The following is a 12729-nucleotide window of genomic DNA, read 5'->3' on the forward strand; positions in this document are numbered from 1 at the left end:
CTCAACTACTTTCCATATCTTTTATTTCATTTTACACGGAAAGCTATTTTTTTTAGGTTAAGAGTTTGTAAAATTTACTTCATTATTCATCTTTCTTTATTTTAATTGCTGCACCTATTTTACTGCCCTCTTTATTGATTGGAATTAAAGTATAATTTTTTTCTGTTAGATAGAGTGCATCTACACGACTTCCCCACCTAGTACCCTCTTTATTTAATGGATAGGGTGTTGCAAAAGCCCACGATTGTCCAGATTTTGATTGGATTTTAAAGTGTAGCGCATCATTGACAACACTTTCCTCAGCATGAAAATAAATCGTTGTAGAAATAGGTGTGGAGACAACTTTGTCAATGGTTATTTCCTGCTGATCAATATGCTTCACTTTTTTATCAATGGAAAAGATTTCACGATCTTGTTGTAATTGCTCTTGTGAAGCATCTACCTGAAATTCCCACGGCTTCTCAATTGGTGTTTCAACATTCCAATCTTTATAACGAATAACTAATTCTAATTGTTCATCAGCCGGAAAATCATCCATTTTAATACTATTGTATATCGTATAGACGTTGGCAGACTTTGCTATGGACTGTCCTCCATTACGAACCATATAATCTTGCCCATTGACAAGAATTTGCGGAAAGAAAAATACTTGATGGTCTGGCTTAAACTCTTTTCCAGGTTCGAAAGTTGCATTCAGTAAAATTTGATTGTCATCTATAATCACTTCATTTAATGTTAACCGTCCTAAGCTATTGCTAGCTGTTTTCCCTACATCCGTTTTATAGGCTTCAAAATTCACATCCTGATCCCACCACAAATACAGCGTCGATCCACTAGCAATCATTAATAAAAGGATCACAACAATAAGCCACTTCTTACTTCTCCGATTTTCCTTATCCAAATCCACAACTCGAATCATATCATTGGACAACCGTACACCTCATTTTTATAAAAATCATTATGATTCATTGTAGTGCTCAATCATGCATTATATAACCTTCTATGTTGAAGATTCATTTATGTATAAAAGGATATTACATCCCTTTATGTAGATGACGACCTTTATTGACTTCACGCATTAAATAGTCCACAAAGAGATCATCTCTTACTAGCCATGCTTGTTTATTTCGCTTTAAAAACCACTCCGCTTCATTAAAGCTCGCAAAGGATTGTGTCAGTAGCATGTTATTTTTTTCAATTATCCAATCAACCTCATCGTTTGAATAGAGCATAAACATTTCATCTTGCTGATTTTTATAGAAAGTTCCAAACGTAGACCCTTTTACATTGTAACGATTTCTTTTTGCATCCTCTGGAATAGGCTCTATATGGAATGTTGCCACTACATACTGCTTGTAAGCTTCCTCTGTTAATGAGCAGCCAGCAGCCTTTTGATGTCCACCTCCACCATATTTGGCAGCAATAGCTGACACATCAATATGATCATGGATTGTTCGAAAGGATATCTTTTTACTGCCCATATTAATCATCGCAATATAATCAAGATGCGGATTTTCCTTTCCCAATTCATTACCAAGTTCAGAAAGATAGGATTCTGCATAGACAACCCCAGCATAGTATTCTCCCAAAGTAGTTTGAATAAGCTCCCGTTTCTTACGCCGAATGTAACGCTCTGTTTTTTCTTCTTCCATGCTTAAAATTTTCTTTTCAAAATCATCGAAGTCAAAGTGATCACTTGTTTTTAAACGCTCAAGCATTTTCTCTTCAAATTCTTCAATAGAGACTAGAAAAAAGAGTGCATTTAATCTTTGCGCTTGTAAATTGCCGTTCTTTTCCCATTCCCATGTATCGTATTGTCTTACTAACTCTACAAATTCAGAAACGGCTTCTGTTTTTTCTAATAGTCCATGGATAACCAGGTATTGATAATATAAAGATGTAGCTGACGTTAAAAAGCCTTGCTCATCCTCAATTAATACTTTTCCCCATTCATATTGATTGAAATGGAGTGCTGTCTTATGATGGTCCAACAATTGTACATTCCCAGTCGCCTGATAATAATCATGAATCCTTTTTTCATTCTCTTCATTTGGAGAAAGATCTGTAATAAACAAAAATGTTTTCTGTTGATCATTCTCCAAAAAGAATTCGATTTCGCGATCAAGTGCTGTAATGGAATTGTAGCGTATCTTCACCTTATCGTTAAAAGCAAGCTTGGCTAAAATCCCACACCCTACTCCGTCTAAATCGTTATGTGATAATAATTTATACATGTTCTCACCTCGATTGTAGTATGGGTATTTTTTTGGTATTCAAACAGCTAATGAGGTTCAATACGTAACAACATTGATATTGTTTTTCAGATAACATACATTAAAACCATACATCTTTAGGGTGAAAGGGAGGACACAGTGAATGAAAAGGAAACTAGCTTATAGTGGAATCGGATTTATTTTGATCTTTGCATTAGCATTTTCAGCTTATAAATTAATGAATGCACGTGACTATCAATTATTTGGTCCTATTACCTCTCGGGTTGAAACTCAAGAAAAGGTCATTGCATTGACATTTGATGACGGACCAACTGACAAAACTGGCTCTATTCTGTCGTTATTAGAGGACTACGAAGTAAAAGCCACTTTTTTTCTAATTGGACAGGATATCGAAGAACATCCAGAAGAGGCTAAAAAAATAGTGGAAGCAGGACACCAGATTGGTAATCATACGTATTCTCATAAACGTATGGTATTAAAAAGCCCCTCCTTTATTAAAAATGAAATAGAAAAAACAGATGCCCTTATTGCCAATATCGGCTATCAAGAAACACCCGTAGTAAGACCACCATATGGTAAAAAGTTAATCGGCTTTCCCTATTACTTAAATAAACATCAACGTGAGACCATTACATGGAACTTAGAGCCTGACACGTTCTTTACAAAGACAGAGGATAAAATAAATTATGTAAAGGAAAACATTCAACCAGGCTCCATTATTTTATTGCACCCTATGTATGATCAAACTGACAACGAACTACAGACAATAGAAGGAATTCTTCAGTCCCTTACGGATGAGGGCTATACATTTGTCACGATAGATGACCTGTTCAAATTTAAAGCGTCATGAGATTGTTTCATGTTTTTGAAAACTTTATGAATAAGCTAGACATATTATTGCAAAAAGTAATATTTAATATTATATTGACCATGGTCATATTTTGACTTTGGTCATTTTTTTATAAAGGAGCCCGTTTCAGAAATGCTAAGAGCAGAGCGTAAAAAAGAGTTAAAAGAGCAAATTTTTCTACAGGCTATTCAATTATTTAAGGAAAAAGGTTATGAGGCTGTAACCGTTCAGGAAATTGTTTCGGTATGTGGCATTGCTAAAGGTACTTTTTTCAATTATTTTTCAAGGAAAGATGACATTTTACTTTATTTAGGTACATCACAATTAGAAAAATTAACAAAACAATTAAATCATTATCACTATATAGAAAACCCTAAAGAGCTCATTTTAGTGTTATTGGGTGATTTATTGAAAAGGCTTACAGAGCATAGTGAGTTAATGAAGCTAGTTGTTATGGAAATTATGAAATCCTCCTATTTAGTTGAAAACGAATACAACAGTATTCAAAAGTTACAAAAAAGTATAGAAAGCATTGTTGAACAAGCAAAAATAAATGGCACTTTACAAAGTGAGCACGAAACACCTATTATCGCCTCTTCCATCATCAGCACATATTTCCACACATTATTATCTTGGTCTTTACAGCACAGTGAAGAAAAAGATATAGAAGCTTTGTTTGAAAAACATTTAGACATTGTTTGGAAAGGCATTAGTAAATAATTTAAAAGAATGGAGGATAAGAATGCGTAAAAAAATTATTGTAGTAGGCAGTGGAATAGCAGGTTTAAGTGTAGCTGTAGCTCTGCAGAAAATGGACATGGATGTATCAGTTTATGAAAGGGCTTCAAAACCAACTGTTGCAGGAGCTGGTATTATCATTGCACCAAACGCTTTAAAAGCTCTAGAGCCATTCGGGATAGCTCAAACAATTAAGGAAAGAGGCAAACCTAGTGATGGCTTCCATATCCTTTCAGAGCAAGGAAAGATGCTTAATAAACTTACGATTCCTTCTAGTTATCAATACATGTATTCCATCCACAGAAAGGATTTACATAATATTCTATTGTCAGCATTAAGGCCAAACACTGTTAATTGGGGCAAAAATTTTTCACATGCCATACAGGATTCGCAAGGCGTACAGGTGACATTCGAAGACAATAGTATTGTGACTGGCGACATTTTAATTGCTGCTGATGGGATTCATTCCCCTATTCGCAAGCAACTATTTCCCAATAGTTCGTATCGCTATGCTGGTTACACATGCTGGCGTGGCGTAATGGCTACAAAAGGAATGCCCAATATTAAGGAATCATTTTTCGAAACATGGGGCTCCCAGGGGCGATTTGGGATAGTTCCATTACCAAATGATCAAGTCTATTGGTATGCTCTTGTCAATGCAAAGCCCAATGATGCTAATTATATAAAATTTACTACCACTGATTTATTTAATCATTTTAAAGAATATCATTTTCCAATACCAACTTTATTAAACAATACGGATGAACATCAAATGATCCACCGTGATGTGTTTGATATTGTACCAATGGATAAGTTCTATCATCATCGTACCGTTTTTATTGGGGATGCTGCGCATGCAGTTACACCCAACATGGGGCAAGGGGCATGTCAAGCAATCGAAGACGCACGAATATTAGCAGAATATCTTAATAAGTATGAAAATATCACTCAAGCATTTGCCAACTACAATGCCCATCGAAAAGAAAAAGTAAATACTATCTCTAAGCAATCATGGAATATTGGCAAAATGGCTCAGATGAATAATCGTTTTTTAATTAGCCTGAGAAATAAGTTATTAACATTAACACCCCAAGTAATGATTCAAAAACAAGCACAGCATGTCTATAATTTTGAAACCACAAAATAAACAAACTATAACGAAATTCTTAAAATCTGCACTTTCCTTTGTGCAGATTTTTTCTTTTAACTAGTCAAATAGATAAAAAGTAATAGCTCTTAAAGTTTTTCTTATAATAATATCATCATCCTTTTTCATTTTAAGATATTTCTTTAAAAATCAAGCTACAGTAACATAGTTAGAATTTGTCAATAAAACTTAGATTTTTCAGAAATGTCTATAAATATTTTTTTCAGTAAAATATAATCACCATCTCTGCTAAAATATGCTATTATACCTTTAGTATAATGTCCTATTTTTATTAAAGTAAAAATAGAGGAAATATGAACTACAAAAGGATGATGAATATGCAAAATATCCAACAATTATTCCAGAGCGAAGATGGAAATATCCAACAAAGAGAGAATTTTTTGTCCCTATTAGAGAAAATTGTTTCCTCATTAGATGAATTAAAGAACCCAAATAAGACAACTCTTGGTCCAATGAAAGAGCGATCTGCTAATTTTTATCAAGAGCTTATGCAAGAGCATCAAGTGCCAACAACTGGGATCGGACTAGATCAAGTTGTAAAAGAATTGACACATTTAATGCAAGGACACCCTTATCATACACGTAACTTTGTAACAAATGTTTTACCGATGGCAAGTATTCCTGGAGTGTTAGGACAGTTTACAAATGCGCTATTGAATGGCAATAATTTATGGGATGTTTATGGTCCTGCTGCTGCTGAGTGTGAGGTTAAAGTAGTAGCAATGATGTCTAAATTAGTAGGCTATGATTATACGAAAAGTTTTGGCTATACTACATGGGGTGGACAAGGTGCTGTTTTTAGTGGACTTCGTCTTGCCATTGCAAAACAATTCCCTCAAGCAAAAGAAGATGGTGTTCCTACTAATTTATATTGCTTTGCTTCAGAGAATGCCCATTACAGTCTTTTAAAATCAGTAGAAGCCGTGGGTATCGGCAGTAAACATTTAGTGCGTGTAAAAGCAGGTAAAGATCATTCGATGGATGTAGAAGACTTACGTGCACGTATGACAGACGTCATCGAAAATGGCGGTATTCCTGTCTATGTAGTAGCGACAACAGGTGCTACTGATCAATTTGGTATTGATGATGTCCAAGCCATCAAAGAAGTCACAACAACCCTTGAGAAGAAATACAACTTACAACCAGTACATATTCATGCTGATTCGGCTTTAGGTGGTTTTTATGCCTTCTTCAATGATTATGATTTTAATAAAAACCCACTCCAATTCGAGTCAGAGGTTTTACAGGGATTAGCACAAATCCATGAACGTATGCAACATCTAGCCATTGCGGATAGCCTATGCTTTGATTTCCAAAAGCTTGGCCAAACACCTTATTTAACTAGTCTATTCTTGATTAAGGAAGGTAAAAGTTTACAGCTACTAGATATTGAGGACTTTGATACGCCATATGTAGGCAATCGTGGTTATGGCTCTTATCATACTGGCTATACATTAGAATGCTCTCGTATGGGTAGCTCCATTGCTATTTTTGCTGCATTGCAGGCATTTGGTAAGGAAGGCTATCAACAACTATTAGCTAATTATGTACGTGTGAATTTAGCATTCCGTGCTCAATTATCTGATAAAACACCAATGTTACAAGTGGTGAATGAAATGAATATCGGTCCTGTAACAGCTTTCCGTTTGTATCCAGACGGGCTGAATTGGCAAGCTGAACAAGCTGGTCATTATACACAAGATCAAATTGAACATATTAATGGCATCAACGCTTCATTCTTTGAAATTATTGGAGAAGGTCGAGACGAAGTATTCTTTGGTGACACAACACGAGTTTGCACCGTTCATACAAGTGATACAACACAACATGTTCCAGTTGCAGCGGCAAAATTCTTCTCAATTTCACCTTATACTGAGACAGCGCATATTCCTGATATGATTCAATTCTTACAGCAAAAGCTTAAAGTACTGGAGGCGTCCCACCTTGCGTATCGTCACTAAATTTAAGAGTTCTTTACTCTACAAATATATTGCCAGTTTCACCATTCCAATAGCGATTATTTCCTTGCTCTTTAGTATTGTGTTATTTGCCGTTTCTTACCGCATTATTGACAACTTTGTTATTAAACAATTTGAATCTACTTTAGAGATTACATCGACAACGATTTTTGAAGATATTGAGAAAAATGATGTAAAAGCAGCGGATAATGGTAGCCCTGACAAATACAAAAAGCTTTTAGATCAATTGAATGCAACGGTTAAAAAATATGATGTTGAAAACGCCTATATCCTTTCTAAAGCAAATGGTAAGGAACATATCGTCGCTCTAAGTAATACCGACAATCATCAGCAAGATTATGTATTTAGTGAAGAAATGCATGAAGCCGTAGCTAGTGGTAACACACAAACAAGTGATATTTATAAGGATGAATATGGTATCCATAAATCCATTTTTATCCCATTTAAAGATACAGATATTATTTTCGGTTTAGATATGGATGCTTCCTTCATTTCTAAGCTTCAAACGGAAACACTTTGGATTTGTATTATTTTAACGATTGTATTTGTAATTTTTGGTATAATCGTTGCTTACTTTATTAGTGTAGGCATTACGAAGCCAATTAAAAAAATGACACGTTATGTTGGTCAAGTTGCACAGGGAGATTTGGCTGTTGAACCTCTTCACATAAAAGGTTCCAATGAAATTGCCCAGCTTTCATCAGGTATTGAAAACATGACGGAAGATTTACGTTCGTTAATTAAACAAATCGCTCAAAATGCTGAACAAGTGGCCGCAATGTCGGAGGAATTAACAGCAAGCTCTGAACAGACAAGTGCATCCATTCAGCAAATAACCTCTTCTATGCAAGAGGTTGCAGCGGGTTCAGAAAAGCAAACTTCTTCGATTGAAGAAGTGGATAGTCATATTACAACCATCTCTAACAAAATGTCAGAGGTAGTGACAAGTGTAACCGATGTAACAGATAAGGCATTCCAAGCATCTGCTATATCAGAAAAAGGCAACACAACAATCCAAGATGCTACTGAAAAAATGGCCGTAACATCTCAGGCTATTCAAGAGTCAGCAGCTGTAGTAGAACGTTTAAGCACATACACAAATGAAATTGGGGATATTGTGACATTGATTACCCAAATTACAGATCAAACGAATTTACTTGCATTAAATGCTTCGATTGAGGCAGCGCGTGCAGGCGAACACGGTAAAGGCTTTGCAGTTGTAGCGGAGGAAGTCCGTAAATTAGCCGATCAATCTTTAGAGGCAACTAACAGTATTCGTACACGCATTGAAACGATTAAAGAAGAATCTGCACAAGCCGTCAAATCAATGGCTATCAGTAGCAGTAATCTTGCCGAAAGCTCAACAACATTCAATGCATCCGGAGAGGCATTTGCTGAAATTTATACCCAAGTCACTGCACTGACGAGAGAAATGGACCATGTCAATAACGTGATGTCCAATATCAATGAAGGTGTTAGCAGTATTGCTAGTTCTGTTGAACAAGTGGGGGTCGTAGCTGTTCAAGCTTCAGGCAATATTCAAAACGTAGCTGCTGCCTCTGAGGAGCAATCTGCAAGTATCGAAGAAATAACAGCTTCCTCTAATAACTTAGCTGAAATGGCTCAACAGCTTCGCAATATCATTCAAAAATTCCAGTTATAAAAATAACAAATCCGCTATGCACATTTTCGGCATAGCGGATTCTTCTTTCCATAAAAACTCTCCTACCAAAATGGTAAAAGTTTAGGCAATAATATTTTTCACAACTTTTGAAATAACGGCACCTTCAGCCTGACCTGTCAGCAATGGTTTTGCAATTTTCATGGCTTCTCCCATGTTCATTCCTTTTCCAACACCCGCTGCCACTAATTTCTCTGCAATTTCTTCTTCTGATAATTGCTTTGGTAAAAAGGATCTCAAAAGTGTCAATTTGGCTTCCTCTTTTTCAATCAGGTCTGCTCGCACAGCCGTTTGTGCACCTTCTAAAGCCTGATTTGTTTGTTTGACCTCTCGATTAATAATAGCTATTTCTTCGTCAGCTGTTAAAGCCTCTCCCTTTTCTTTTTCAGCTGAATCTAATGCTGACTTTAAAAGAGATAATACACCCTTCGCTAACGTATCTTTTTCTCTCATTGCCGTTTTTAATTGTTCAAATACTTCTGTTTTTAACAATGATCTCACTCCTTCTAACCGTCTATATCAAAAAATTATATCATAAAAATCATGAAGGATTATAGTTCGTTGCATCTGCTAACTTTACTTTATAGTGTAATATTCCCTTTAACTCACCTTCATAAGAAAAAATGCCTTGCTGAATTAATTGACGCAGACGATAGTCAATCCATTCAACCTCTCTCAATTCTTCCATATGCCCCAGTACCTCTCCAATTAACCTAGCTGCAACTTGGTAATGAATTTCCTCTTGTTCTTCCTGTAAACGTTTAGCACAGGTAATGATCAAGTCATCCTCTCTATCCTCATTATTATTTCCCCAAAGTTCATGATATTTCCATGTATGTATGCAATCGTAATCATCCATTAACAGATTTAGCCCTTCTTTGCATAGGGAGTGCCTCAATGCTTCTTTTAATGGCCATCTTTGGAAATGTTCATAAAAGTAAAGTAAATCCTCTGTGCTGACCTCTCCAGTCGATCTTGGATAATGATCCTCTGCTAACTGTGGTAAAGTATATAACTCATGAAATAACTGAAAAGTATCTAATACATAGATATCATTTGTTTTCTGTTCGAGCATCGCCAAAACGAGTCGAAGCCCTATTTGCTCATGAGCATTTTGACAAGTCCAAATCAGTATATCCTGATGAGGGGGGATATTTTTAATTTTCTCTATTGCTTCCTTCATCTCCCGCTCACATATGATCAATCCATCATCTTCTATTAGATAGCGCTGTTCCAACCATTGAAAACGAGCTTCAATTCCGTCCCTTGTATGTACATCTTTCAAAGGACCAACAGAAAAATTACCTGGCACAACAATAATCTCCTCGGACTTAGCATAGTCAGGATTACGAAAGGCTGCTTTCAAGCTCCCCCCAGGTGAATGACCGAATACAATATGCACCGTTTGTACCTTTGAAGGATCCCGCTCCTTAGCTTGCTGTAATAAAAACTCTAACATGCTATCTCTTGACTGTTCATTTATTAAAGTTAAAAGAAGCATCGACTTCGCATCAGCTTCACTCAATCGTTGTATTGACTGTTTTAGTTGGTTGATCTTCTCCATCATCTGTACTCCTTTATTTAAAAACACCTAACCTTATCATACCTCTTTATTACCTCAAATTACTAATTTAGTTAGTTTTAAAGATATGTTACTACTATTGCTAGTGAATTCTTTAATCTGGGCGGAGGCTCACTTCTTTTGAGCGACTTGCTCACTTTTTGGGGCAGGACAATGTATGAACTATTTTCTCCAGAGCTAAAAACACTCATGTCCCTATAAAAAAACATACTACACGTAGTAGCTCAACTACGACGGTAGTATGTTATTTAATCAACATTCGTTAAAAATACTTTTCCTTTTTTAGTTCCCTCAACAGCATCGATTGCCTTATGGATAGCCAATAATGGAAAACAAGCATGTACATTCATCATTTTTAAGGAGCCATCCTGTACAAGGTGTATAAGTTGTTGTATCGTTTGTTGCCATTTTTCAATTGACGTCTGACGTTGCCAATGGCGTAAATGAAACATCCTCGCTTGTACCTTTGCTTCCTTCACAATGTTTGTCCAATTTACCTGAATACCCGATAAAAGACCAATAGCTAAAAAAATACCCTCGGGCTTTACGCAGAAGGCAAGCTGATTGCCAGCCTCTCCACCAATCGAATCAATTGCTGCATCTGCTCCCCTACCATTTGTTAATGCCATAACGGTTTCGTAAAGTGGCATATGAGAGGTATCAATGACAAAAGCTGCACCAAGTTGCAGTAATTCTTCAGTATGCTGATTACTTCGTGTCACAGCAATAAGTTGATAGCCTAGCAATTTCGCAAGTTGAGCATAGAGATGTCCAATGGCAGAGCCACAAGCATTTACTAATAAGACATCGTTTGATTGTAAATTAAGTACCTCTGAGCATGTTACGAAGGCTGTAATTGGATTAATATACATTTGTGCTGCTGTAAAATCATTCATCGTGTCAGGAATAGTCACTGCAAAATCTGCTTGCGTTTTCACTACTTCCTGCCAAGTTCCCTCTCCCCGTAACGGTAATACGCGCTGACCAATAATCATTGGTGAAACAAGCGGTCCAACAGCTTCTATTATTCCTACTCCCTCATAGCCAGGGATAGTTGGTAAAGTGATTCTATGAGCATATTTCCCCCATATTGGTATTAAATCTGAGGGATTAATCGGTCTGGCTAGCATGCGAACAAGAATTTCTTGACCTTGAGGAGGCTCGATTGTTTTATTCTCTAGCCTTACAACCTCTTGCGGATTTCCAAATTCATAAATTTTTAGGCATTTTGCTTTCAACGATTCTAGCTCCTTTATTCATTCTGTATAGAACAACATCATACCAGGAGCATCTATTTCACGTTCCTTAAATCCAAGCTTCTGATAGAAAGGTTGTTTACCTTTGGCACAAAATAATTGAACCCATTTTATATTTTCTTTCTGACATTGCTCTAAAAGAGCATCCATCACCATTGTGCCAACTCCTTTTCGTTGATAATCAGGGTGCACCATCACATCACAGATAAATGTTTGATAGATACCATCAGAGATAATACGTCCATAGCCAATTAGATTGCCTTCATCATATATAGATGTACTGAACCAGCTATTACAAATAGCCTTGTATAATTGTTCATACGTATACTGCCCTTTTGCATTCCAGCCAGTTGTTTGGTGCAATGCTTTATACGAGTCTATCGTCGGATTTGTTTCTTTGATTATATACATATAACACCCTCCTCATTTTGAATAAATATACAAAATAACATATATTTAATCAACAATAAGTTTATGATGTTAGAGTTGCAGAAGCTTTAATTGCCCTTCTTCATCCATATTTAATTGTAAAGCTTCGTCTATTTCAATACTAATCGGGCTGATAACTGCTTTCTTATCAGAAAAATACCACAGACGTCCACTCGGTCCTAATAGGATATTGGCTCCGTCTTCATAGTTTCCTAGAAAATTAAGGCCATCCAGTTGAATTTCCTTGTTTGCTATAGGGTTTATAGCATACTTCTTTAATTTTTCAGCAATTGTTTGAATGTCATCTGACGTTAAATTGATTTCTCCAATATGTAACACTTGCTCTACAGAAAAATTAACTTCAGCATGTTTCGGATTTATTTCCTGTCTTGCAATAAGCTCTACTATATTGCCTTCTGGATCGTAGAAATAGCATGCATATGCTTTTAAAAACTCAAAATAGACTTCATCCTGCCCCTCTGAATCCAGCAAGCCTACATGCTCTTCTGCCCAAATCTTTGCCTGTTGAAATAAGTTACTAGGAATATTTAATGCAAAATGATACTGCTTTGGCATTTTAGAAGGCATCTTTTCAAATGTCATCCTGCTTTCTCCCACGGCTATTGTAAAATAGTCAGCTGTTCTTTCTAACAAAGTAAAACCTAACAGATCAACATAAAACTGCTCCATTTTTTGCATATCATGGACATATAATTTTACCTTCGTAATCTTCATCTTTAAGCACCCCTTTACACTCCCTACTATACAAGTAGCTGATAAGAATGGCTTCATGCAAAAGAATGAAGTTTACT

Annotated in this window: 12 protein-coding genes; 5 read left to right on the plus strand and 7 right to left on the minus strand. The window is 36.1% G+C overall.

Features of this window, described 5'->3' with window-relative positions; genetic code table 11:
- Window positions 1–82: 82 nt before the first annotated feature.
- Complete coding sequence (locus MKY76_RS15655) at window positions 83–931, minus strand: DUF4179 domain-containing protein (protein ID WP_112118207.1); 849 nt, start codon at window positions 929–931, stop codon at window positions 83–85.
- 103 nt (window positions 932–1034) lie between these two features.
- Entirely contained in the window at window positions 1035–2234 is a 1200-nt protein-coding gene (locus MKY76_RS15660; RefSeq protein WP_048392176.1) for an oligoribonuclease, read from the minus strand.
- 142 nt (window positions 2235–2376) lie between these two features.
- On the opposite strand from MKY76_RS15660, the gene MKY76_RS15665 reads away from it, so the two are divergent.
- From MKY76_RS15665 to MKY76_RS15685, 5 genes are all read left to right on the plus strand, one after another.
- Window positions 2377–3084: a polysaccharide deacetylase family protein gene (locus tag MKY76_RS15665; protein WP_115674115.1), complete on the plus strand. Its 708-nt coding sequence runs from the start codon at window positions 2377–2379 to the stop codon at window positions 3082–3084.
- 132 nt (window positions 3085–3216) lie between these two features.
- Window positions 3217–3804, plus strand: coding sequence for a TetR/AcrR family transcriptional regulator (locus MKY76_RS15670; RefSeq protein WP_048392174.1), 588 nt, complete (start codon window positions 3217–3219; stop codon window positions 3802–3804).
- 22 nt (window positions 3805–3826) lie between these two features.
- Window positions 3827–4969 carry an FAD-dependent monooxygenase gene (locus tag MKY76_RS15675; protein ID WP_342556832.1) on the plus strand — a complete coding sequence of 381 codons (1143 nt, stop codon included), beginning with the start codon at window positions 3827–3829 and terminating at the stop codon, window positions 4967–4969.
- Window positions 4970–5307: 338 nt separating this feature from the next.
- Complete coding sequence (locus MKY76_RS15680; protein ID WP_342556833.1) at window positions 5308–6951, plus strand: pyridoxal-dependent decarboxylase; 1644 nt, start codon at window positions 5308–5310, stop codon at window positions 6949–6951.
- Complete coding sequence (locus MKY76_RS15685) at window positions 6935–8632, plus strand: methyl-accepting chemotaxis protein (RefSeq protein WP_257960648.1); 1698 nt, start codon at window positions 6935–6937, stop codon at window positions 8630–8632. Before MKY76_RS15680 ends, MKY76_RS15685 begins: the two co-directional genes overlap by 17 nt.
- 81 nt (window positions 8633–8713) lie before the next feature.
- On the opposite strand, the gene MKY76_RS15690 is transcribed toward MKY76_RS15685, so the two are convergent.
- From MKY76_RS15690 to MKY76_RS15710, 5 genes are all read right to left on the minus strand, one after another.
- The gene (locus MKY76_RS15690) at window positions 8714–9142 is read right to left on the minus strand and encodes a GatB/YqeY domain-containing protein (protein ID WP_342556834.1); all 429 of its coding nucleotides are present in this window, start codon (window positions 9140–9142) and stop codon (window positions 8714–8716) included.
- Between the two features lie 49 nt (window positions 9143–9191).
- The gene (locus MKY76_RS15695) at window positions 9192–10217 is read right to left on the minus strand and encodes a DUF1835 domain-containing protein (RefSeq protein WP_342556835.1); all 1026 of its coding nucleotides are present in this window, start codon (window positions 10215–10217) and stop codon (window positions 9192–9194) included.
- Between the two features lie 263 nt (window positions 10218–10480).
- Entirely contained in the window at window positions 10481–11470 is a 990-nt protein-coding gene (locus MKY76_RS15700; RefSeq protein WP_342556836.1) for a zinc-dependent alcohol dehydrogenase family protein, read from the minus strand.
- 18 nt (window positions 11471–11488) lie between these two features.
- Window positions 11489–11899, minus strand: coding sequence for a GNAT family N-acetyltransferase (locus tag MKY76_RS15705; RefSeq protein WP_036076278.1), 411 nt, complete (start codon window positions 11897–11899; stop codon window positions 11489–11491).
- Between the two features lie 69 nt (window positions 11900–11968).
- Window positions 11969–12652: a VOC family protein gene (locus MKY76_RS15710; protein ID WP_036076277.1), complete on the minus strand. Its 684-nt coding sequence runs from the start codon at window positions 12650–12652 to the stop codon at window positions 11969–11971.
- Window positions 12653–12729: the final 77 nt, after the last annotated feature.

The organism is Lysinibacillus sp. FSL P4-0201 (assembly GCF_038593425.1).
In the GTDB taxonomy this organism is placed as follows: domain Bacteria; phylum Bacillota; class Bacilli; order Bacillales_A; family Planococcaceae; genus Lysinibacillus; species Lysinibacillus capsici.